Genomic DNA, 22,365 nt, shown 5'->3' with positions numbered 1-22,365 from the left:
GTCCCGGGATGTTCCCTCAGCCGGTGCCGGTGTCCTGCCCGCGGGAGCGGGTGAGGAGGTCTTCGCGGGCGCGGGCGACCCGCGAGCGGACGGTGCCGAGCTCGCAGCCGCTGACCTCGGCGGCCTCCAGGTAGGTCAGCCCGAGGACCTGGGTGAGCACGAGCGCTTCCCGCCGGTCCGGGTCGAGCCCGTCGAGCAGCACGCCGACTTCGACGAGTTCTTCGAAGCCGCGTCCGGTGCGGCCACCGCTCTCGGCCGCCTGCGCCCAATCGGAGGTGACGGTGCGCGGCCGGGCGCGTTCGGAGCGGATCTGGTCGACGACGACGCGGCGCGCGATGGCCAGCAGCCAGGTGCGCGCGGAGGAGGAGCCGCGGAAGGTGCGCACGGCCCGCATCGCCCGCAGGTAGGTCTCTTGCGCGAGGTCGTCGGCCGCGGGCACGCCCGCGAGGTGCGCGAGGAACCGCCAGACGTCGCGCTGGGTGGCCCGGACGAGTTCTTCGAGGGCGCGGCGGTCACCTTTCCCGGCGGCCAGCGCGAGCTCGGTCACACGGGTGTCTTCGGCCTCCGAGTGCGTCACGGTGGTCGAGACTAGTCGAGGCCCCGCCGGGAACTCCTCCCCCTGCTCGGCCGACAATCTGACCGTGAACTGCGAACGATGCCGGACCTCGGTGTCGGCCTTGCTGGACGGGGAGCTCCCGGAGGCTCCGGAATCCGAGGTCGACGCCCACCTGGAGACGTGCGCGGCCTGCCGGGCCTTCCAGGCCGAGGCGGGGGCGCTGACCCGGAACCTGCGGGTGCGGGCGGTGGCGCCCACCCCGGACTTGGCGGGGGCGGTGCTGGCGGCGGCGGAACGTCCGCGCCGCACGCGCGGGGTGCTGCGCGGGGCGTTGGCGCTGACCGCGGTGGCGCAGATCCTGCTCGCGCTCGGTCAGCTGTCGGGGCTGATCGGCATGCACGGGCACGCGGCGCACGGCGGGCCGGGCATGGCGGCGCACCTGTTCAACGAGAGCACCGCCTGGAACCTGGCGCTGGGCGTGGGGTTGCTGTGGGCGGCGTGGCGCGATCGCACGGCGGCGGGGGTGCTGCCGGTGCTGAGCGCGTTCGTGGCGGCGCTGGCCGGTTTCTCGGTGCACGACCTGGTGATCGGGGCGGCGACGGTGGAGCGGGTGGCCTCGCACGCGCTGCTGCTGGTCGGCCTGGGCCTGCTGTTCGCGGTGCACCGCACCGGCGGCGGCGACCCGGCGGACGCGGACCGCACCGCAGCCGACGGCCCGCACGCGGCGGACGACACCTCCAGCGCTCCCCGAGCCCCGCAAGGCCCACCGCACCTCCGCCCGACCGCCCACCGCGAAGCGGCCTGACCGCAACGAAGAATCAGTTGATCATTTGATCCCCTCAGCGGCGAAGCCGCTGACCTGCCGACCACCTGACCAACGGAACCACCAGCGGGTTCTCAGCGGTTTCCTCGCGAGGACAGCTTTTTCGCATGTGGCGGAGCCACCTGTGAAAAAGATCCCGCAGCGAGGGAACCGCTGAGGTTCCGCCACCCACCCCCGAGCAGCAGGAGTGCGTCAGGCCACTCGCAAGAGCGCGCAGAACATCGCGTCGGTGCCGTGCTTGTGGGGCCACAGCTGCACGGTCGGCCCGTCCCCGAGGTCGGGCACGCCGGGGAACGCCTCGCGCGCGTCGAGGAGTTCCGCCCCGCTGCGCCGGACCACGTCGGAGATGACGCCCTCGGTCTCGGACAGGTGCGGGGAGCACACGACGTAGGCCACGACGGCGCCGGAGCGGGCGAGGCCGACGGCGGACAGCAGCAGCGAGCGCTGCAGCTTGGCGAGTTCGGCGACGTCGGAGGGCTGCCGCCGCCAGCGCGCTTCGGGTCGGCGGCGCAGCGCGCCGAGCCCGGTACAGGGCGCGTCGACGAGCACCCGGTCGTAGCCGGGTTCGAGCCCGGGTTCGCGGCCGTCGGTGACGTGCACGGTGACGGCGAGGTCGCGGGTGACCTTGCGGATGAGTTCGGCGCGGTGCTCGGACTGCTCGACGGCGTCGAGGGTGCCGCCGTCGAGGGTGATGAGGGCGCCGAGCAGCCCGGCCTTGCCGCCGGGTCCGGCGCACAGGTCGAGCCAGCGGGTGTCGCCGCCGGTGACCTCGGGCCGGGTGACGGCGAGCGCGGTGAGCTGGCTGCCTTCGTCCTGCACGGCGGCGAAGCCCTCGCGGACGGGTTCGAGGTCGCCGGGGTCGCCGGCGCCCGCTTCGAGGTGCACGCCGTAGGGCGAGTAGGGCGCCTCGTCGCCACCGGTGATGGCGGCGAGCTCTTCGGCGCTGATCTCGCCGGGGCGGGCGGCGAGGTGCACGGCGGGCCGGGCGTCGTCGGCGGCGAGCGCGGCGGCGAGTTCGTCGCCGGTGTCGCCGAGCGCGTCGGCGAAGGCCTGCGCGATCCAGCGCGGGTGCGCGTGGCGCAGCGCGAGGTGGCCGACGGGGTCGGTGGCGCGGTCGGGCGCGAGCCGTTCGACCCACTGCTGCTCGTCGCGCTCGCTGGCGCGGCGCATCACGGCGTTGGCGAACCCGGCGAGCTTGGACCCCGCCTCACCGCGCACAATGTCCACTGTGGAGGCGACGGCGGCGTGGTCCGGAATCCTGGTGCGCAGCAACTGGTACACGCCCAGCCGCAACGCGTCCAGCACGAGCGGATCCACTTCGGACACTTCGCGTCCGGCGCAGTCGGCGATCACCGCGTCGAGCAGTCCCCTGGCCCGGCAGGCGCCGTAGGCGAGCTCGGTGGCCAGGCCCGCGTCCCGCCCGCTGATCTTGCGCTGCCGCAGCAGGCCGGGCAGCGTCAGGTTCGCGTAGGCGTCGCGTTCGCGCACGGCGCGCAGCGTGTCCAGCGCGGCCATCCGCGCCGGGTCCTGCGCCGGCGGCCGAGCCGGGCTCTTGCCGCGCTGCGGCGGGCGGCTGCCGCGCGGCCGGGACGGACGGCGGGGGCGGTCGTCGTTCACTGCAGGCGTTCTCCTTGCTCGATGCGGGTTCCGCGCGCCCAGTCGGTGGCCGCCATCCGCTTCTTGCCCTGGGCTTGCACTTCGCCGAGCTGCACCGCTTCGGTGGCGGTGCCGACGAGCACCCGGCGGCGCTGCACGTCGATCTCGCCGGGTGCGAGCCCGGTCTCCTCGGTGCGGGTGACGGGCCCGAGCTTGAACCGCTCGTCGCGGAACCAGGCCCACGCCCCCGGGTCGGGGGTCACGGAGCGGATCAGCCGGTCCACGGCGAGCGCGGGCGCGGCGAAGTCGGCCTTGGCGTCCTCCGGGGTGACCTTCGGCGCGTAGCTGACGCCTTCGGCGGGCTGCGGCCTGGCCTGCAGGGTGCCGTCCTCGATGCCGTCGAGGGTGGCGACCAGCAGGTCGGCGCCGGAGATCGACAGCCGGTCCAGCAGCGCGCCCGCCGTGTCGGTGTCGCGCACCGCTTCGGTGACCACGCCGTACACCGGCCCGGCGTCCAGCTCGGGGACCAGGTGGAAGGTGGCGGCACCGGTGATCTCGTCGCCGTGCCGGATCGCGGACTGCACGGGCGCCGCGCCGCGCCACGCGGGCAGCAGCGAGAAGTGCAGGTTCACCCAGCCGTGCCGCGGGATGTCGAGGGCCTGCTGCCGCAGCAGCGCCCCGTAGGCGACGACCGGGCAGCAGTCCGGTTCGAGTTCGGCCAGCCGCGCCAGGAAGTCCGGGTCGGTGGCGCGGGCGGGGGTGAGCACTTCGACGCCGTGCTCGTCGGCGAGCGCGCCCACCGGGGAGCGCAGCACCTTGCGGCCGCGGCCCGCGCGGGCGTCCGGCCGGGTGATCACGGCGGCGACCTCGTGCCGCTCGGAGTCCAGGAGCGCGCGCAGCGCGGGCACGGCGGGCTCGGGCGTCCCGGCGAAGACGATCCGCATGCTCAGCGCTTCCCGAACAGCGGGTGCGGGCTCTCCTTGACGACCGGCACCTGCCCGTCGAACCAATCGGCCTGCCGGATCTCGCGCAGCGCGCGCTTGCGGGTCTCGGCGTCGAGCCGGTCCACGAACAGGACCCCGTCCAGGTGGTCGGTCTCGTGCTGGATGCAGCGGGCCAGCAGGTCGGTGCCCTCGATCTCCACCGGGTCGCCGTGCATGTTCCAGCCGCGGGCGACGACGCGCTTGTGCCGCAGGCAGTCCCAGCGCATGCCGGGGATGGACAGGCAGCCTTCGGGGCCGTCCTGCATCTCCTCGCCGACGACCTCCCAGCCCGGGTTGATCAGGTGGCCCTCGAAGCCGTCGCAGCGGTAGGTGAACACGCGCAGCCCGACGCCGAGCTGCGGCGCGGCCAGCCCGGCCCCGCCCTGCTCGTGCATGGTGTCCCACAGGTCGCGCACGAGGCCGTGCAGTTCCTTGTCGAAGTCCACGACCTCGTCGGCGCGGGTCCGCAGGACGGGGTCGCCGAAGAGTCGGACGGGCTGGACGGTCACGCGGGCTCCCGGTTCGGGCTCGGCGGGGGGACCCGGCGAGTCTAGTCGTCGCCCTCGCGCCGCCCGACCGGGCGCTCGTCCTCGCCCGCCCCGCCTCCGCGGCCGTCCCGCGCGGCGGCCTCCTCGCCGCGGGATCGATTCCTCCTGCGGCGACCGCCGCACCGGCGACATCCGCACTCGGAGCCCGCCGACGGCCCGTTCGCCGCGGCGTCGGCGGTTCTCCCGCTCGACCCGGCCGGGTCAGGGGGCGGGCAGCACCACCTCGGCCGCTCCCCCGCCGCGGCGCGCCGGTTCGGCGGCGGCGAGCCAGCGCCCGTCGGGCAGCCGTTCCACACCGGTCGCGGCCCCGATCTCCGCGGACGGGTCGAGCTCGTGCCCGAGGGCGCGCAACTTCTCCGCTTCGGGCAACGCCAAAAACGCCGCTTCGGCCTCGGTGCTCGGCGCGTTGCGCTGCGAGGCGCGCGGCCGGGCGATCGCCTCCACCAGCGGCAGGCCGCGGTCGATGCGCCCGCTCAGCACCTGCAGCACCGTGGTGATGATGGTGGCGCCGCCGGGGCTGCCCACCGCCAGCACCGGTTCCCCGTCGCGCAGCACCACGGTGGGGCTGATGGAGCTGCGCGGCCGCTTGCCGGGTTCCGGCAGGTTCGGGTCGGGTTCGCCGGGCACGGCCGGGGTGGACGAGAAGTCGGTGAGCTCGTTGTTGAGCAGGAACCCGCGCCCGGGCACGGTGATGCCGCTGCCGCCGGTCTGCTCGATGGTCAGCGTGTAGGACACCACGTCCCCGCGGGCGTCGGCGACGGTGAGGTGCGTGGTGTTCGGGCCCTCGTAGGGGGTGCCGCCGCGTGCGGGCGGTCGCGGCGCGCAGGGCGCGGGGTCGCGCGGGTCGGCGGCGGCGACCGGGGCGGGCAGGACCGCGTCCGGGGTGATCAGGCAGGCGCGGGAGTCGGCGAACTCCTGGCCGGTGAGCTCCGCGGTGGGCACGTCGCCGAACGCGGGATCGGCGACCCAGCGGTTCCGGTCGGCGAAGCCGAGCTTGCTCGCCTCCAGGAAGCGGTGCAGGTACTGCGCCTCGTCCAGCGCGCCCAGGTCGGTGCCTTCGAGGATGTTCAGCGCCTCGCCGACGGTGGTGCCGCCGGAGGCCGACGGCGGCATCCCGTACACGTCGAGCCCCCGGTAGGACACGTGCGTCGGGTCGCGCTCCTCGATCCGGTAGTCGCGCAGGTCCTCGGCGGTCATGCCGCCGGGCCGCACGGTGCGCCCGGCGGCCGGGTCGACCGGCGGGTTGCGCACGGCTTCGACCACGTCGGCGCCGATCTCACCGCGGTACAGCGGGTCGAGTCCTTCGGCGGCGAGGGTGCGGTAGGTCGCGGCAAGGTCCGGGTTGCGGAACGTGCTGCCGGTGGCGGGCGGCGCACCGCCGGGCAGGAACAGGTCGCGAGTCGCGGGGAACGCGCTGAAGCGCTCCTGGTTGGCGGCGGTCTGCTCCCGGAAGGTGTCGTCGACGACGAAGCCGTTCCTGGCGAGGCGTTCGGCGGGGCGCAGCACCTCGCCCAGGTCCTTGTTCCCCCACCGCCGCAGCGCCTGCTCCCAGGTGGCGGGGGTGCCGGGCACGCCGACGCCGAGGCCGCTGGTGATGGCCTCCGCGGCGGGGATCGGCTCGCCGTCCTCCAGGAACATCTCGGGGTGCGCGGAGGCGGGCGCGGTCTCGCGGCCGTCGAGGGTGGAGACCTCGCCGGTGCCCGCGTCGTAGTGCACGAAGTAGCCGCCGCCCCCGATGCCCGCCGAGTAGGGCTCGGTGACGCCGAGCGCCGCGGCGACCGCGACGGCGGCGTCGGCCGCGGTGCCGCCCGCCCGGAGGACCTCGATGCCGGCGCGGGTGGCGTCCGGGTCGACGCTGGAGACGGCGCCGCCGTAGCCGATCGCCTCCGGCGCCTTGGGCGGCGGGGCGGGGGCGGCGTGCGCCATCGGAGTGATCAGCGCGCAGGAGGTGACCGCCGCGAGGGTGATCCGAACGGGTCGTGCTCGCACCATCGTGTGCCTCCGATCTCCGAGTGCCCGTCACTGTGCCGAGCGACGGCCACCTCGACAACACGAACGGGGCATCGTTGGCGGACCGAGATCAACACCGGCGCGATCGGAGTGAACGGACCGTTCGACCAACGAGATCGGACGAACAGTCCGTTCACCCCACACCGACACGAGTGAACGGACCGTTCGACCAACCAGATGGGACGAACGGTCCGTTCACCCCACACCGACACGAGTGAACGGACCGTTCGACCAACGAGATCGGACGAACAGTCCGTTCACCCCACACCGTTCACTCCGCCACGACCGCGGGTGCGGCTACGGCTGCTGCGGCACCAGGGCCTCGCCGTGGTAGCGGCAGTTCGGCGCCCACAGCAGGTACGACGGCATGCCGTCGTCCTGCGCGGCCTTGATCTGCGCGCCCACCTCGGCGGGCCCGTAGCTGGCGCCGAGGCTGAAGTCCTGCAGCCACGGGATGATCTGCACGTCGGTGCCCTCGACCGCCTTGGCGAACTCGGCGAGCGAGCGCTGCACGATCTCGTAGGGCTGGGTGTTCGGGTCGTCGACGCCGAACTCGCCCGGCCCCCAGTGCGACGGGTAGACCATCGGTGCGATGTAGTCCACGTACTTCGCCATCCGCGGGATGTCCTGGGCGATCTGGGTGGGCCGGTCCACGGCGATGCCGAACACCGACGCCCCGAGCAGCGCCCCCTTCGAGCGGACCGCCGTCTGGGTGTCGCGGAGGAAGTCCGCGATGCCCTGCTCCGGCGTGGTGCGCAGCCCGGCGAAGCGCATCTTCTCGATGCCGCCGTCCGGCCTGCGCACGTAGTCGTAGAGGACGTCGTCGAAGCCGAGCGAGGCGGCTTCGGCGGCGAGGTCGATGTTGTACTGCCGCACCGCCGGGTCGGCGAAGTTGGTGAACGCGAAGTCGCCGTACCCGCTGCTCCACGGCTGGCCGTCCGCGGTCTGCACGACCCGTTCCCGGTGGCCTTCACGCCAAGACGCCTCGCCGAGCACCGGGTCCTTGAAGGCGACGAGCCGGCCGACGACGCGCACGCCCATGCCGTGCAGCTGGTCGAGGGCTTCGCGGGCGTCGTAGTAGTTCTTCACGGCGCCGATGCGGTTGGCCTCGGGCAGCGCGGAATCGTAGGGGATCTCGCCGCTTTCGTCCTTGATGTCGAGCTCGACGGTGTCGATGCGGCCCTGCCTGGCGAGTTCGAGCACGGGTTCGCGCAGCGAGTCGCTGGTCCAGGCGAGCCCGGTCATGTGCACGGCGCGCATGCCCGGGTGCTTGATGTGCACGGTCATGGTGCGCTCCGCGCGGTTGCCCGCGAGGTCGGTGGCCACGACCTGGACCTCCCGTTCCGGCCGGTCGACGACGGCGGAGAACGCGCCGTCCGGACCGGGCCGGACCGGTTCGCCCGCGACGGTCACCTGGTCGGCGCCCGCGGCCTTGCCGGTGACGGTGACGGGTTCGCCGAGCTTCTCGGGCCGCAGCGAATCCTCGACCTGGAGCTCCGGTGGCGCGCTGTCCACTGTGAACTCCTGCGTGGTGCTGGCGGAGCCGAGCCAGGAGATCGCCCTGGGAGTGACGACTTCCAGCACGTGGGAGCCGTCGGGCACGGCGGGGGCGTGCACGGCCACCGCACCGTCCTGGGGCGTGGTGGGCACGGGCTTCCCGTCGAGCAGAACGGTGGAACCGCCTCCCTCGGAACGGATTTGAATGGATCCATCGGCCGTCGCCTCGGCGCGGACCGGGTGCGACGGCAGCCCGTCGACCCGCACGTCCTCTGTGGACAGCATGCGGAGCAGCACGTACCCCGCGATCAGCAGCACGATGACGGCGACGGCGACGACGGCCCACTGCGGGATGCCGCCGATTCCGTTGTCACGGCTGGGTTTCGTTGGTCCTGGGGCCCCTTCGGGCGCAGGTTCCGTCACAGCTTTCGCCTCCCCGACGTCGGCGAATCCGGACAACTGAACACGTTACGTTGCCGGTCGAATGTGCGCGCCACCCTTCCAGGTAATAACGTGGAGATCAACAAGTGACTTTGAGTATCCACATCGGCCGAAAACTGCACTAACGTGCGAACCGATGCTGAGCGTGATCGAGCGCACCTGCGCCGTGACGGCGGTGGCGCTGCTCGCCCTGTCCGGTGCCGCGTGCAGCACCCAGGACCCCGCCCCCGACACCCCTGACGTCGCCGCTCCCCCGCCCGCGCCGCCACCACCTCCGGCGCCGGAATCGGTGCGCGCCAACGAACTCGGCAAGGTCCCGGTGCTGATGTACCACCGGATCACCACCGAACCGAGCAGCGTCTACGACCGCACCCCGCAGGACTTCCGCGCCGAGCTGGAACGGCTCGCCGCGGAGGACTACACGCCGATCACCGCCAGCGAGTACGCGAGCGGCCGCATCGACATCCCCGCGGGCAGGCACCCGGTGGTGCTCACCTTCGACGACGGCTCCACCGGCCAGTTCGCCTTGGACGGCGCCGGGCGGCCCGCGCCGGACACCGCGGTGCGCATCCTGCTCGACACCGCCGCCGAGCACCTGGAGTTCCGGCCCACCGCCACCTTCTTCGTGTTCGACCCGCCGTTCGAGGACCCGGGCGGGAAGACCACGCTGCCGTGGCTGCACGAGCACGGCTTCGAGGTCGGCAACCACACCCTGGAGCACCCCAACCTCGGCCAGGTCGGCTCCGCGGAGGCGCAGCACCAGATCGCCGCCATGCAGCGGAAGATCGGCGAAGCGCTGCCGGACGTGCCGGTGCGCGCGCTGGCACTGCCGCTGGGCGTGCACCCGGACGACGAGGCGCTCGCCGCGGACGGGAGCGCCGACGGCGTGACCTACCACCACGACGCGGTGTTCCTGGTCGGTTCCAACCCGGCGCGCTCCCCGTTCGACGCGGAGTTCGACGGGCAGAACATCCCGCGGATCCGCTCGCAGGCCGCCACCGGCGAGGAGGCCGAGTACGGGTCCACCCAGTGGCTGGACGAGCTGGCGGGCGACCCCGAGTCGCGCTACACCTCCGACGGCGACCCGGACCGGATCTCGGCGCCGAACTCCGCGTCCGCGGACCCGGCCCCCGGCCTGCCCGGCCTCTACCGCTACTGACCCGGATGAGTGGCCCGTCCGCGCGGCGGAACCGGGCGAGCGGGCCACTCACCTCGGGCGGGTCGGGTGATCAGAGGAGTTCGAGCGGGTCGACCCGGACCTTGACCCGCTCGGCCGGTCTGCGGGAGGCGCGGACCGCCTGCGCCGCGTGCAGCGCGGTGGCGAGCTCGCGCCCCGCCGGGCGGGTGACCCGCACCAGTGCGCGCTCCTGCTCGGAGCCGCCCTCCTCATCGACCTCGCCCAGCGGCACCGGCCCCAGGACCTCGCCGGTGCCGGGCAGTTCCAGGTGGTCCAGCAGGTCGTTCACCGCCTCCGGCGAGCCGTCCACCGCGGCGACCCGCATCGCGGGCGGGAAGCCGAGCTCGGCGCGCCCGGCCAGTTCGATCGACGCGTGCCAGGCCGGGTCCCAGCGCACCAGCGCCTGCACCGGTTGCAGCGTGGAATCGGCCATCACCACCACCCGGCCGCCGTCCTGCGCGGGGCGCACCATCGCCGCCGCCGCGAACCACAGGCGCAGCGCCTCCTCGGTGGCGCGCAGCTCCGGGCGGGACAGCAGGGTGCGCCCGTCCAGCAGCAGCGCCGCGCCGTAGCCGCCCTCGGCGACGGGTTCCGCACCGGGCGTGCACACGATCAACGCCGGTCCCGCGGGCACGCTGGAGAGGATCTCCCCGCCGCCGGAGGTGCGGACCGCCACGCCGCTGAACGCCCGCCCGAGCTCCTCGGCGGTGCGACCCGCGCCGATGGCGATCGCCCGCAGCCGCCGCGAACCGCAGGACCCGCAGCGGAACGCGGCCTCGGCCGCCCCGCACCAGCGGCACGCGGCCGGTTTCGGCGCTCCGTCCTCGGTGCCGCCGGGCAACCCCAGCGGTCCCGCGCAGCGGCGGCAGCGCGCCTGCTCCCGGCAGTCCCCGCAGGCCAGCGCGGGCACGTAGCCGCGGCGCGGGACCTGCACCAGCACCGGGGCGCCGTCGCGCAGCGCCGCGCGGGCCGCGTCGAACGCCACCGACGGCAGCCGGGCCGCGCGGGCCGCCGGATCGCGGGCCAGCTGGGTGTCGTCGGCGCCGATCGCCACCACCCGCGGCGCGGCGGCCCGCACCTGGTCGCGGCTGCCGACGACCTGCTGCGCCCAGCCGGTCTCCACCAGCAGCGCGGCCTCCGCGGTGCGGGCGAACCCGGCGACGAGCACCGCGGCCCCGGCGGCGTGCGCCCGGTGGGTGAGCACGTCCCGCGCGTGCGGGTACGGCATCTGCGGGTAGCTGTGCATCGCGTCCCCGTCGTCCCACACCACGGCCAGCCCGAGGTCGTGGACCGGGGCGAACATGGCCGCGCGGGTGCCGACGACCACCCGCACCGCGCCGCGCAGCACCTTCAGCCACCGCTTGTACCGCTCCCCCGGGCCGAGCTCCGAGGTGAGCGCGACGACCCCGTCCTCGCCGACCGCGCGGGCGCAGGCGGCGTGCAGCCGGGTGACGTCGCGGTGGTCGGGCACCACGACCAGCGCGCCGCGCCCGGCCGACGCGGCGGTGGCGGCGGCTTCGGCGAGCCGGTCGGTCCACTGCTCGCCGGGCAGCGCCTGCCACACCGCGCGGGCCGGTTTGCCCGCGTGCACGGCGTCCAGCAGCGCCGGTCCGCGCTGGTAGCGCTGCCACGCCGCGGTGTCCGGCCGTTCCGGGACGGGCGCGGGTTCGGCGACCTGCTTCTCGGCGCGCGCGTGCCGGGGCGGCACGGCGAGCCGCACCACGTCGGCGAGCATCCCGCCGTAGCGGGCGGCGACGGCGCGGCACAGCTCCAGCAGCCGCGGCGGCAGCACCACCTCGGAGGAGATCACCCGGTCCACCCACTGCAGGGTGCCGGTGAAGTCCGAGTTCTCCTTGCGCTCCAGCAGGTACCCGTCGACGAGCTTGCCGCGGAACCGCACCCGCACCCGGCAGCCGACGACGGCGGCCTCGTGCAGCCGGTCCGGGACCAGGTAGTCGAAGGTGCGGTCCAGGTGCGCGGGCAGCGACACCTCCACCAGCACGCTCGCCACCGGCAGCGCGGGTGCGGCCGTGCGCTCGGCCTTCGTCGTCGTGTTGGTCCCGCGCCCCGCCATGCGCACTTCTCTACCAGAGCGCGGCGACGGGCCCGCGCACCTGGTCGGCGATCCGGGCGGCGCCGAGGGGGTCACTACGATGCGGCGGGCAGCGAACGTGAAAGGACCCCGCGTGTTCGACGTCGTCTTCTACCACCCCGAGATCCCCGGCAACACGGGCAACGCGATCAGGATGGCCGCCGGTTCCGGCTGCGCGTTGCACCTGGTGCGGCCGCTGGGGTTCGACGTGGCGGACGCGCGGCTGCGCCGGGCGGGCCTGGACTACCGGGAGCGGGCGGTGCTGCGGGTGCACGACGACTGGGAGTCGCTGCTGGCGGAGCTGGATCCGCAGCGGGTATTCGCGTTCACCACGGGCGCGACGACCTCGCTGGAGGAGGTCCGCTACCGGCCGGGCGACGTGCTGCTGTTCGGCCCGGAGTCGACGGGCCTGCCCGCGGAGGTGTCCGGTTCGGACCGGATCACCGACCGGGTGCGGATCCCGATGCTGCCGGGGATCCGATCGATGAACCTGGCGAACTCGGCGGCGGTGGCGGTGTACGAGGCGTGGCGCCAGCAGGGCTACGCGATGCCCGCGGACTGATCGGCGAACCGGCCCGGACGCGGAACCGCGCGGCACCCGGTCGTCGGATGCCGCGCGGTTCGCGGTCTCGATCTCGTCGGCGGCGCGGCCGCCGAGGCGGGATCAGGGCTTGGCCTCCGGCTCCGCCGGCTGCGCGGCCGCCTCGTCCTTGCGGGCCTTCGCCAGGCTGGCCACCGTGGTGATCACCAGCACGCCGATGATGACGCCCAGCGACATCCAGTTGTTGATGTCCAGCCACTCGGGCACCGCGTGGTACTCGTGCAGCGCGTGCACCACCAGCTTGATGCCGATGAAGCCGAGGATGATCGACAGCCCGACGTTGAGGTAGACCAGCTTGTCGACCAGCCCGCCCAGCAGGAAGTACAGCTGCCGCAGGCCCATCAGCGCGAACGCGTTCGCGGTGAACACCAGGAACGGGTCCTGGGTGATGCCAAAGATCGCCGGGATGGAGTCGACCGCGAACAGCAGGTCGGCGCTGCCGATGGCGACGATCACCACGAACATCGGGGTGAGGAACCGCTTGCCGTCGATCTTCACCACGGACTTGGTCTCGTGGTAGTCGTCGGTGACCGGGAAGACCTTCCGGACCCAGCGGACGACGATGTTCTCCTTGTACTCCTCGTCCTCGTCCTTGTTCCGGATCATGCCGATCGCGGTCCAGATCAGGAACGCGCCGAAGACGAAGAACACCCACACGAAGCGCTCGATCAGCGCGGCGCCGACGGCGATGAACGCGCCGCGCATCACCAGCGCCAGCAGGATGCCGATCAGCAGCACCCGGTGCTGGTGGATCGTCGGCACCGCGAAGCTCGACATGATCACCATGAAGATGAACAGGTTGTCGACGCTGAGCGAGTACTCGGTGATGTAACCGGTGAAGTACTCGATCGCGAAGTGCTGGTCGCCGAAGATCCACACGCCGATGCCGAAGACGATCGCGCAGGCGATGTAGAAGGTGACCCACCGAGCCGCCTCGCCGGTGGTCACCTCGTGCGGCTTGCGGTCGACGATCACCAGGTCGATCAGCAGCAGCAGGGCGAGACCGCCCAGCGTGGCCGCCCAGATCCACCAGGGCACGTGCATGGAATCGGCCGCTTCTTGAGCCTGCTGCGCCACCAAGGTCAGCTCGGCACCCATCGATTACCTCCGGTTCAGGGCGTGCGCCGGGACCGGAGGTCTCTTCCACCGGCGAAAACGAGCCGGTCGACGGCACCGGGTCCCAACGGGAGCTTTCGGGGCAACCGGTGGGGCCGTGATGACGATGCCGCCGCGAAGGAATACTCCCCTCCACAACGTTGCCAAGATTGTCACTTATGCACTGCTTCGAACACCAGCCCGGGTTGATCGCCCCGAATGCAGCCGGAAGGCTACGGCGAGCTACCTAGGACAGCAATGCCCTGGTCACAGCATCACCCGAACCGGGGTACCGGTGCCGGCGTGTGAGCAAGGCCATCGGCTGCAGCAGCTCGACTCGAACGAACGGGCGATGGCCGTGGCCCACGGCGCGGTTATGATCGCCGCGCCCGCACTCGGGGATGCGGCAGCGCACCGAACGACACGACGATCGCGAGGGTGACGCCGCGGCGGACGGCCGGATTTCTGTTCGGTTGCTGCTTCATAGCGTCTTCGCCCTGGCCCGCCTCAGGATGAAACCGTTGCCGCCTCTTTCCCCTACTGTCGGGCCCGTGCCCCCGCTCCCCCGCCGCAGCAGGCCGTTCCTGCTGCTCATCGTGATCGTCGTGCTGCTGATCGCAGGGCTGGCGGCGCTCTGGTCCGGCGAGCCCCCCACTCCCGCCGCTCCGGAGCCGCGCCAGGCGCTGATCGACGTGCAGGACGGCCCGGGCGGCCAGGAGCGCATCCAGATCGATTCGACCCTCTACGCACCCGCCGCGACCCCGGCCCCGGCGGTGGTGATCGCGCACGGCCTCGGCGGCGACAAGACCGACGCGGACGCGCAGGCGCGGGAGCTGGTGCGGCGCGGGTTCGCGGTGCTGACCTACTCGGCGCGGGGCTTCGGCGGCAGCAGCGGGCGGATCCGGCTCAACGCACCGGAGTACGAGGTCTCCGACGCCCACCAGATCGTGGACTGGCTGGCCCGGCAGCCGGAGGTGCAGCGCGACGGCGAGAGCGACCCGCGGGTCGGCTTCACCGGCGTCTCCTACGGCGGCGCGCTGAGCCTGCTGGTGGCGGGCAGCGACCCCCGGGTGGACGCCATCGCACCGGTGATGACCTACAACGACCTCGGCCAGGCGCTGCTGCCGAACGCGGCGGGCGGCGCGCCCCCGTCCGCGGACACCCCGGCGCACGGCACCGCCGGGCCGCAGGGCGTGTTCCGGCGCGCCTGGGCGGGGCAGCTGTTCTCCCCCGGTGGGCCGGCGCCCGCCGACGGGTCCTCGGTGGCCTGCGGGAACTTCGCCCCGGACGTGTGCGCGGCGTACGGCGAGCTGGCCCGCACCGGCCGCGCCTCCGCGGCCACCCGGCAACTGCTCGCCTCGGTCTCGCCGAGCTCGGTGACCCGCGACATCCGCATCCCGACGCTGCTCGCCCAAGGCACCCAGGACACCCTGTTCGGCCTGGACCAGGCCGACGCGAACGCCCGCCAGATCGCCGCCGCCGGCGGTGACGTGAGCGTGCTGTGGTTCGCCGGAGGGCACGACGGCGCCCCGCCCGGGCCGCGCGTGGAGGCCCGGATCGCCGACTGGTTCGCCTTCCACCTGGGCGTCGGCGAGGCGGCCGACCCCGGTGACCGGTTCCGCTTCGACATCGCGGGCAACTCCCGCGCGGACGGCGAGGTGCCGGTGCGCACCGCGTCCGCCCCCGACTACCCGGGGGTGCGCGCGGACCGCACCCCGCGGTTCTCGCTGGACCTGCACGGGCGGGCCACCTCGGTGCTGAACCCGCCCGGCGGTGCTCCGGGCGCGCTGAGCTCGTTGCCCGGGAAGCAGGGCCGCCGGGCCGAGCCCTACGACCTGCCGCGGCAGGTCGCGGTGTTCGGCACCGAGCCGATGTCCTCCCGGATGCTGATCTCCGGGGTACCGCAGACCCGGCTGTCGGTCGCCGCCGAACCCGGCCAGCCCACCACCCGGGACGCGGTGCTGTTCGCGAAGCTCTACGACGTGGACCGCGAGGGCCGCCGCGAGCTGCTGGGCGACGCGGTCGCCCCGATGCACGTGACCGGCCTGCGCCCGGACGGCACGCCGGTGGAGGTGAACGTGGCGCTGCCCGGGGTGGTGCACTCGGTCGAGACCGGGCACCGGCTGGAGCTCGCCGTGAGCACCACCGACCAGGCCTACGCGGTGCCGACGGCGACCGCGGTGCACCGGGTGGACCTGGCGGGGCCGCGCGCGCTGTCGGTGCCCTCGGTGAAGGGCACCAGCACCAGCGACGGCGCGTTCCCCGCCGCCCCGGTCGCCGGGATCGCCGGGATCGCCCTGCTGGGCGGCCTCGGCTGGTTGATCACCCGGCTGCGCCGCCGCTACGCGCCGGCGACGGAGGCCGAGGTGACCGGGCCGCCGCTGGAGATCACCGAGCTCACCAAGACCTTCCCGCGCAAGGTCACCGCGCTGCGCGGTGCGTCGATGCGGGTGGAGCGCGGGCAGATCGTCGGGTTGCTCGGCCCGAACGGCGCGGGCAAGACGACGACGCTGCGGCTGCTGCTGGGACTGCTGCACCCGACGTCCGGGGAGGTCCGCGTCTTCGGGCACCGGGTCGAGCCGGGCGCCCCCGTGCTGTCCCGGATCGGTGCGCTGGTCGAATCGCCCGGGTTCCCGCCGCACCTGACCGGGCTGGAGAGCCTGAAGCACTACTGGGCGGCGACCGGCAGGCCGATGCTGCAAGCGCGGTTCGACGAGGTGGTGCACATCGCGGGCCTCGGCGAGCACGCGCACCGGCGCACCGCCACGTTCAGCCAGGGCACCCAGCAGCGGCTGGCGATCGCGCAGGCCATGCTGGGGCTGCCCGACCTGCTGGTGCTGGACGAGCCGACGAACCGGCTGGACCCGCCGCAGATCCACCAGATGCGCGAGATCCTGCGCCGCTACGCGGCGACCGGCCGCTGCGTGCTGCTGTCCAGCCACCTGCTGTCCGAGGTGGAGCAGACCTGCACGCACGTGATCGTGATGCACCGCGGCGAGGTGATCACCTCGGGCAGCGTGGCCGAGATCGTGTCCGTGGACGGGCAGGCGACCTTCCGCGTCGACGACCCCGCGCGGGCCGCGGCGGCGCTGCGGGCGCTGGAAGGGCTCGGCGCGGTGGAGGTGGACGGCGACCTGGTGCACGCCGACCTGCGCGGGCACGACCGGTCCACCGCGGTGAACGCGCTGGTGGTCTCGGGGGTGTCGGTGGACCAGGTGGGTCCGCGGCGCAGGCTGGAGGACGCATTCCTGAACCTGGTCGGAGAGGAGCAGCGCTGATGGCGGAGCGGTCCACGGGCGGTACCGGGCCCGCGGCCCCGGACTCCTCGGCGGAGGAGCCGTGGGCGGCCGACGCGGCGCGCGGCGGCCGGGAGACCGAGCCGCTGTCGTCGGAGTCCGAGCGGCACCGGGCGGCGATCGCCCGCGCCCTGGAGTCCGGCGGCCTGCTCGGCGGGGACTCCGCGGAGCCGCGCGGGCAGCTGTGGGGTTCGGACGCGCTGCTACCGGACGACCCGGAGCCGGACGAGCGGTCCGGCCCGGTGGAGCGCGACGACCTGGACTTCCCGGAGATCGGCCGCGGCGGATCCGCCGAACCCGGTACCGAGCCGGACGACGGCGCGGCCGCTCCCCTCCCGGAACGGGACTGGACCAGCCCCACCTGGGAACCGGACGAACCGAAGACGACCGGGCCGGACCCGGCCGCGCGGGACGCGTCCGGTCCGGGCACGGCGACGAGCGCCGCCGGGTCGGCCCCGGCGGGGGGCACCACCGGACCGGGCACGACCGGGAGCGCGACCGGCTCGGGCACACCGGGAAGGGACACCGGCCCGGGCGCGACCGGACCGGACCTGACCGGCACCACCGGACCGAGCGCGACGGGTGGCGGCACCGGCCGGGTCACCGGGAAGCACCCGCGCGCCGGTGTCGTCGAGAGCATCCCGGCCGCGGTGCCCGAGGCGCCCGCGGCGAGCGGGGAGACGGCGGCGAGCGGGGAGACGGCGGCCGCGCTGCCGGTCAGCGCGCAGGACCCCACCCAGCCGGACGGCAGCGTGCAGGGCTACCAGGTGCGCCGGACGCTGCCGGTGCGGGTGGAACTGGCCCGGCAGGCGGGCCGGCGGCGGACGCGGCTCGCACTGGGCTTCCTGGTGCTGCTGCCGCTGCTGCTGCTCGCCGCGTTCGAGATCGGCGACGACGGCTCGGTGCCGCGGACCGCGGACCTAGCGGGGATGGCCACCTCCAGCGGGTTGAACTTCACCGCGTTCGCGATGTCCTCCTCGGCGGGGTTCCTGCTGGTCGTGGTGGTGGCGTTGTTCTTCGGCGACACGGTGGCCAGCGAGGCCTCCTGGTCGAGCCTGCGCTACCTGCTGGCCGCTCCGGTGCCGCGCGGGCGGCTGCTGCGGCAGAAGGCGGTGGTGGCGGCGGTGCTGTCGCTGCTGGGGATCGCGCTGCTGCCCGCGGTGGCGCTGGCGGCGGGCGTGTTCTGGTACGGCACCGGGGAGCTGGTGACGCCGAGCGGGAGCGTGCTGCCGTTCCCGGTGGGCCTGCTGACCGTGGTGCTGGCGGTGCTGTACCTGGCGGTGCAGCTGAGCTGGGTCGCGGGGGTGGCGCTGTGGTTGAGCGTGAACACCGATGCGCCGTTGGGCGCGGTGGGCGGCGCGGTGCTGGCCTCGATCCTGTCGCAGATCCTGGACCAGATCTCGGCGCTGGGCGGGCTGCGTTCGTTCCTGCCAACGCACTACGCGTACGCGTGGGGGGACCTGCTGGCCGAGGAGGTCGATTGGACGGGCATGGCCAACGGGGCGTGCTCGTCGCTGGTGTACGCGGCGGTGTTCGTGCTGCTGGCGCACTGGAGCTTCCGGCGCAAGGACATCACCAGCTGATCGGGCGGCGCGGGGCGTGGCCGAACGGGGTAATAGGCTGCGACGCATGGAGGTGTTCCACCTGCGCTACTTCGCGGCCGTCGCCGAGAACCTGAGCTTCTCGAAGGCGGCGCGCCAGCTGCACATGGCGGTGTCGCCGCTGAGCAGGCGGGTCCGGGACCTGGAGCGCGAGCTGGGCGTGCGGCTGTTCGACCGCGATTCGCACAGCGTGAACCTGACTCCCGCGGGCAGCGCGCTGCTGCCGCTGGCCACCGAGGTGCTGACCCGGTTCGACGACATCCCGGGGCGGCTGCGCCAGGAATTGGGGACGCAGCAGCGCATCGTGCACGTGGGCGTGCCGCCGGGCCTGCACCCGCGGTTGCGGGACCGGCTGCGCGAGTTCGACCGCACGGCGGGCTGCGAGGTGCGGCGCTGGCCGGGCGGCAGCCTGGACCTGGTGGACCAGGTGCGGCGCCGCGAGCTGGAGCTGGCCCTGGTGCACCTGCCCGCGCACGCGGAGGGCGTGGAGGTGCGGGAGGTGATGCGGGAGCCGCTGGGCGCGGTGCTGCCCGCCGCCGAGTTCGCGGGCCGCGAGTCGGTGTCGCTCGCCGAGCTGACCGGCCACGTCTACGCCCGGCCCGGTTCGGGCCTGTCCCCGACGTACTTCGACCAGCTGGAGGTGCAGCTGGCGGCGGCGGGCATCCACCGCCGCACCACGCTGAGCACCAGGGACTACTCGGGCACCGGCGAGTTCGTGGCGAACGGCGGCGCGTTCGCGATCTCGATGCTCGACCCGCAGAACCAGATGGGCCGCCCGTGGGAGCACGACCGGGTGGTGGTGCTCCCGTTCGCGGACATCGACCCGGTGCTGGCGACCGGGCTGATCTGGCGCGCGGACCGCGCCGAACCGGGCGGCGAACTCGCAGACCTGGTAGCAGGAGCCGTCGAAGCCCTCTCGTGACCGGGGAGCTGGAGCCACCCCGGCGGGACGGCCCCGCATCGCTTTCCTGTCAGCGGCGAAGCCGCTGAGCCGGCGACCACCCGAGCAACAGGACCACCCGCGGGTTCTCAGCCGTTTCCCGCGAGGACAGCGTTTTCTCCTGTGGAGCCACCGGTGAGAACGATCCCGCAGCGAGGGAACGGCTGAGGTTCCGCCACCCCACCCCCGAGCAACGGTCAGTCCAGCTCAACAGCGATCAAGTCCGCTGCGCGCAGTTCGTCGTAGGTCCAGTTCGCTCCGGCCAAGGCGCAGGCCAGGCGGTCGAGGAACGCGTGGTCGCGGCGGTCCGGGTCGTCCTCGTCGTCCTCGATGAGCTCGTCGAGGTTCCCGGCGGCGTCGATCGCGGCGCGCACGACCGCGGGCGCGCCGGCGGGCAGTTCGGCCACGTCGCTCTCCACGTTGTCGAAGTCGGTCTCGAACACCGGCACCCCGTCCTCGGCGTAGCGGAGCCGGTTGAGGGCGTTGATGTCGATGTGCAGCGACACCGCCGGTCCGCCCGCCGCGGCGGAGAGCGCCGCGGCGGGGTCGTCGCCGAGGTCTTCGGTGGTGTTCGCGTCGTCCATGACGAAGGTCCAGCCGCGCACCCGCCCGGCCAGCAGCACGGTCTCCGCTTCGGAGTCGAGCACGGTGGCGGGCAGCGAGCGGGCGTCGAGTCCGGCCGAGGCTTCGGCGGGGAGCGCGCAGGGCACGGCACGTGCCGGGTCGGCGCCGAGCACTTCCAGCGCGGCGGCGGGTTCGAGGTCCCGCACCAGGTAGAACATCAGGTGGTCGGGCCCGTACAGCGAGGTCGTCCAGACCGGACAGCCCTCGTCGTCCAGCGTTCCGGCGGGGAATCCCGGCGTGGTCAGCACTGCGCCTCCTCGGTTCGAGCGGTGTGCCGATCATTGTGGTCGCCACCACCGACAGCGGATCGTCCGGCGGGACCGCACGGGCGGACCGCTCCGGCGAAACCGCTGGTCAGCGCCCCGCAATGGCGTGACCGCCGCGGTCACGCCGTTGTTCTCCGATCGGGCGCACCGATCGATTGCCCCTCCCGGAACCCGCTCGTAGCGTCGTTAGTGAAGCTAATGAAACCGCGCGAGAGGAAGTCCGCAGCCATGACAGCCCCCGCCGACGCACCCGCCACCTCGGGCCGGACCGGCCCGCTGGCAGGTGTCCGGGTCATCGACATGGCCACCGTGGTGATGGGCCCGTACGCGGCCCAGATTCTCGGCGACCTCGGCGCCGACGTCATCAAGATCGAGTCGCCGAAGGACACCGTCCGCAACGGCACCCTGCACCGCACCCCGGGCATGACACCGCTGAACCTCAACGTCAACCGCAACAAGCGCAGCGTGGCGCTGAACCTGAAGGACGAGGCCGACCACGCCACGGCGCTGGAGCTCATCGGCGGCGCGGACATCCTCATCACCAACATGCGGATCGGTGCGCTGCGCAGGCTCGGCATGGACCACCAGAGCCTCGCCGAGGAGTTCCCGCACCTCATCTACGCGCACGCGCAGGGCTTCCGCCCCGACTCCGACCGCGCCGACCTCGCCGCCTACGACGAGACCGTGCAGGCCGCGTCCGGGCTGCTGGACCTCGCCGCGCGGTCCGGGGACATCGGTGCCCCCGTCGTGCTGCCCAGCATCTTCGCCGACAAGGTCGCGGCGCTGACCATCGTCTACACCGCGCTCGCCGCGCTGCACCACCAGCGCGCCACCGGCGAGGGTCAGCTGGTCGAGGTGCCGATGGCCGACACGCTGCTCGCGTTCAACCTGGTCGAGCATCTGCAGGGCGCCGCGTTCGAGCCGCCGATGGGCCCCACCGGGTTCGCCCCCTCGATGAACAAGGGGCACCGGGCCCGTCCCACCAAGGACGGCCACGCGATGATCATCCCCTACAGCCCGCAGAACTGCCGCGACCTGTTCCACGCGGCCGGGCGCTCCGACCTCGCGGAGGACCCGCGGGTCAACGGCGAGATCCTGGACGCCATCAGCGACGGCGAGGCGCTCGCCGAGATGATCGAGTCGGTCACCCCGAACCTGACCACCGCCGAGTGGATCGACGTGTGCACCAAGCACAGCATCCCGGTCGGGCCGGTGCTCAAGCTCGACGACGCGGCAGCCGACGACTACGTCCGCGGCGGCCACCTGCTCGACCTGGCCGAGCACCCCAGCGAAGGCGCCTACCGGGCCATCGGGGTGCCGGTGAACTTCTCGGCCACCCCCGCCTCGATCCGCAGCCACGCGCCGCTGCCCGGCCAGCACACCGACGAGGTGCTGCGCGAGCTCGACCATCGGTGAGCTTTGCCGCAGCACCCACCGGGGAATTCCACCTCCACCACCCGTGCACGAAGGAGACCGGTCGTTGAACCGCGAGCAGATCCTGCAGAGCCCCACCACTCCGCTCACCGCGCCCGCCTACGCCGCGGCGGTCCCCCGGTTCACCGACCGCGAATACCTCAACGTCGTGTACCGGACCGACCCGGAGGCGCTGCGCGCCGTGGTGCCGGAGCCGCTGGAGATCGATGAGCCGCTGGTGCGGTTCGAGATCATGAAGATGGGCGAGGTCACCTCGTTCGGCCCGTACGTGGAGTGCGGCCAGGCGATCCCGGTGCGCCTCGGCGCCGAGCGCGGCGAGTACCTGCACGCCATGTACCTGGACAACTTCGCCGCCACCGCCGCCGGCCGCGAGGCCAGCGCCTACCCGAAGGTGCTGGGCTCGCCCGCGCTGTTCCCCGACCAGGGGGCGCTGGTGGGCACCCTGGACTACGGCACGCAGCGGGTCGCCACCGCGACCATGGGCTACAAGCACCACCCGATGGACCTGGAGCGGGCGAAGGCCGAGATCACGGTGCCCTCGTTCATGCTCAAGATCGTCCCCGGCTACGGGCGGGAACCCCGGGTGTGCGAGCTGATCCGCTCGCAGATCACCGACATCACCGTCAAGGAAGCCCACACCGGCCCGGCCCGGCTCCAGCTGTTCGAGCACGTGCTGGCGCCGCTGGCGGACCTGCCGGTGCGCGAGGTCGTCTCCGCCAGCCACGTCGTCACCGACCTGACGCTCGGCGCCGCGACCCCGGTCCACGATTACCTCGCCGAGTGAA

17 protein-coding genes are annotated in these 22,365 nt (G+C 73.5%); 8 read left to right on the top strand and 9 right to left on the bottom strand.

The window, feature by feature from the left end; all coding sequences use genetic code 11:
* Window positions 1-16: 16 nt before the first annotated feature.
* Window positions 17-577, bottom strand: coding sequence for a sigma-70 family RNA polymerase sigma factor (locus H1226_RS08770; RefSeq protein WP_224969078.1), 561 nt, complete (start codon window positions 575-577; stop codon window positions 17-19).
* Between the two features lie 64 nt (window positions 578-641).
* Here H1226_RS08770 and H1226_RS28110 point away from each other — a divergent pair, with 64 nt between their 5' ends.
* Window positions 642-1,361 (top strand): zf-HC2 domain-containing protein, encoded by a 720-nt coding sequence (locus tag H1226_RS28110; protein ID WP_309148795.1) that lies wholly within the window; start codon window positions 642-644, stop codon window positions 1,359-1,361.
* A gap of 210 nt (window positions 1,362-1,571) precedes the next feature.
* Here H1226_RS28110 and H1226_RS08760 read toward each other — a convergent pair whose 3' ends face one another.
* The 5 genes from H1226_RS08760 to H1226_RS08740 form a co-directional block, all read right to left on the bottom strand.
* Complete coding sequence (locus tag H1226_RS08760) at window positions 1,572-2,996, bottom strand: RsmB/NOP family class I SAM-dependent RNA methyltransferase (RefSeq protein ID WP_258348329.1); 1,425 nt, start codon at window positions 2,994-2,996, stop codon at window positions 1,572-1,574.
* The gene (gene fmt, locus H1226_RS08755; RefSeq protein WP_224968956.1) at window positions 2,993-3,919 is read right to left on the bottom strand and encodes a methionyl-tRNA formyltransferase; all 927 of its coding nucleotides are present in this window, start codon (window positions 3,917-3,919) and stop codon (window positions 2,993-2,995) included. The genes H1226_RS08760 and fmt overlap by 4 nt, the downstream gene beginning before the upstream one ends.
* A 2-nt stretch (window positions 3,920-3,921) precedes the next feature.
* Complete coding sequence (def, locus tag H1226_RS08750) at window positions 3,922-4,467, bottom strand: peptide deformylase (protein ID WP_224962695.1); 546 nt, start codon at window positions 4,465-4,467, stop codon at window positions 3,922-3,924.
* A gap of 240 nt (window positions 4,468-4,707) precedes the next feature.
* Window positions 4,708-6,498: a gamma-glutamyltransferase gene (gene ggt / locus H1226_RS08745; protein WP_258348328.1), complete on the bottom strand. Its 1,791-nt coding sequence runs from the start codon at window positions 6,496-6,498 to the stop codon at window positions 4,708-4,710.
* A 315-nt stretch (window positions 6,499-6,813) separates the two neighbouring features.
* Window positions 6,814-8,298: a putative glycoside hydrolase gene (locus H1226_RS08740; RefSeq protein ID WP_373690069.1), complete on the bottom strand. Its 1,485-nt coding sequence runs from the start codon at window positions 8,296-8,298 to the stop codon at window positions 6,814-6,816.
* Between the two features lie 292 nt (window positions 8,299-8,590).
* Here H1226_RS08740 and H1226_RS08735 point away from each other — a divergent pair, with 292 nt between their 5' ends.
* Window positions 8,591-9,613: a polysaccharide deacetylase family protein gene (locus H1226_RS08735; protein ID WP_258348324.1), complete on the top strand. Its 1,023-nt coding sequence runs from the start codon at window positions 8,591-8,593 to the stop codon at window positions 9,611-9,613.
* 70 nt (window positions 9,614-9,683) lie between these two features.
* On the opposite strand, the gene H1226_RS08730 is transcribed toward H1226_RS08735, so the two are convergent.
* Window positions 9,684-11,705 carry a primosomal protein N' gene (locus H1226_RS08730; RefSeq protein WP_258348321.1) on the bottom strand — a complete coding sequence of 674 codons (2,022 nt, stop codon included), beginning with the start codon at window positions 11,703-11,705 and terminating at the stop codon, window positions 9,684-9,686.
* A gap of 112 nt (window positions 11,706-11,817) precedes the next feature.
* Between H1226_RS08730 and H1226_RS08725 the strand changes: the two genes are divergently transcribed.
* On the top strand, window positions 11,818-12,285 hold the full coding sequence (locus H1226_RS08725; RefSeq protein WP_224960876.1) for a tRNA (cytidine(34)-2'-O)-methyltransferase: 468 nt from the start codon (window positions 11,818-11,820) through the stop codon (window positions 12,283-12,285).
* Between the two features lie 102 nt (window positions 12,286-12,387).
* On the opposite strand, the gene H1226_RS08720 is transcribed toward H1226_RS08725, so the two are convergent.
* Window positions 12,388-13,368: a TerC family protein gene (locus H1226_RS08720; RefSeq protein WP_258349376.1), complete on the bottom strand. Its 981-nt coding sequence runs from the start codon at window positions 13,366-13,368 to the stop codon at window positions 12,388-12,390.
* Window positions 13,369-13,931: 563 nt separating this feature from the next.
* On the opposite strand from H1226_RS08720, the gene H1226_RS08715 reads away from it, so the two are divergent.
* The 3 genes from H1226_RS08715 to H1226_RS08705 all read left to right on the top strand — a co-directional run bounded on the left by H1226_RS08715 (window position 13,932) and on the right by H1226_RS08705 (window position 19,238).
* Complete coding sequence (locus tag H1226_RS08715; protein ID WP_373690033.1) at window positions 13,932-16,697, top strand: alpha/beta fold hydrolase; 2,766 nt, start codon at window positions 13,932-13,934, stop codon at window positions 16,695-16,697.
* A gap of 728 nt (window positions 16,698-17,425) precedes the next feature.
* Window positions 17,426-18,298 (top strand): ABC transporter permease, encoded by an 873-nt coding sequence (locus H1226_RS28275; protein ID WP_258349375.1) that lies wholly within the window; start codon window positions 17,426-17,428, stop codon window positions 18,296-18,298.
* A gap of 46 nt (window positions 18,299-18,344) precedes the next feature.
* Complete coding sequence (locus H1226_RS08705; protein ID WP_258348319.1) at window positions 18,345-19,238, top strand: LysR family transcriptional regulator; 894 nt, start codon at window positions 18,345-18,347, stop codon at window positions 19,236-19,238.
* 215 nt (window positions 19,239-19,453) lie between these two features.
* Here the strand turns inward: H1226_RS08705 and H1226_RS08700 are convergent, their stop codons facing one another.
* Window positions 19,454-20,128 (bottom strand): DUF6461 domain-containing protein, encoded by a 675-nt coding sequence (locus H1226_RS08700; protein WP_258348318.1) that lies wholly within the window; start codon window positions 20,126-20,128, stop codon window positions 19,454-19,456.
* A 246-nt stretch (window positions 20,129-20,374) separates the two neighbouring features.
* On the opposite strand from H1226_RS08700, the gene H1226_RS08695 reads away from it, so the two are divergent.
* Both H1226_RS08695 and H1226_RS08690 read left to right on the top strand, forming a co-directional pair.
* Window positions 20,375-21,562 carry a CaiB/BaiF CoA transferase family protein gene (locus tag H1226_RS08695; RefSeq protein WP_258348317.1) on the top strand — a complete coding sequence of 396 codons (1,188 nt, stop codon included), beginning with the start codon at window positions 20,375-20,377 and terminating at the stop codon, window positions 21,560-21,562.
* A gap of 64 nt (window positions 21,563-21,626) precedes the next feature.
* Window positions 21,627-22,364 (top strand): acetoacetate decarboxylase, encoded by a 738-nt coding sequence (locus H1226_RS08690; protein WP_224960863.1) that lies wholly within the window; start codon window positions 21,627-21,629, stop codon window positions 22,362-22,364.
* Window position 22,365: the final 1 nt, after the last annotated feature.

The sequence above is a fragment of the Saccharopolyspora gregorii genome, from assembly GCF_024734405.1.
Taxonomy (GTDB): domain Bacteria; phylum Actinomycetota; class Actinomycetes; order Mycobacteriales; family Pseudonocardiaceae; genus Saccharopolyspora_C; species Saccharopolyspora_C gregorii.
The sequence above is the reverse complement of the archived record's forward strand: the minus strand, read 5'-3'. Positions and strand labels throughout refer to the sequence as shown.

Coding starts and splice junctions, on each gene's coding strand:
- H1226_RS08705 (WP_258348319.1), top strand. CDS start 18,345: ATGGAGGTGTTCCACCTGCGCTACTTCGCGGCCGTCGCCGAGAACCTG.
- fmt (WP_224968956.1), bottom strand. CDS start 3,919: ATGCGGATCGTCTTCGCCGGGACGCCCGAGCCCGCCGTGCCCGCGCTG.
- H1226_RS08695 (WP_258348317.1), top strand. CDS start 20,375: ATGACAGCCCCCGCCGACGCACCCGCCACCTCGGGCCGGACCGGCCCG.
- H1226_RS08735 (WP_258348324.1), top strand. CDS start 8,591: ATGCTGAGCGTGATCGAGCGCACCTGCGCCGTGACGGCGGTGGCGCTG.
- H1226_RS08720 (WP_258349376.1), bottom strand. CDS start 13,368: ATGCACGTGCCCTGGTGGATCTGGGCGGCCACGCTGGGCGGTCTCGCC.
- H1226_RS08730 (WP_258348321.1), bottom strand. CDS start 11,705: ATGGCGGGGCGCGGGACCAACACGACGACGAAGGCCGAGCGCACGGCC.
- H1226_RS08715 (WP_373690033.1), top strand. CDS start 13,932: ATGAAACCGTTGCCGCCTCTTTCCCCTACTGTCGGGCCCGTGCCCCCG.
- ggt (WP_258348328.1), bottom strand. CDS start 6,498: ATGGTGCGAGCACGACCCGTTCGGATCACCCTCGCGGCGGTCACCTCC.
- H1226_RS08740 (WP_373690069.1), bottom strand. CDS start 8,298: ATGCTGTCCACAGAGGACGTGCGGGTCGACGGGCTGCCGTCGCACCCG.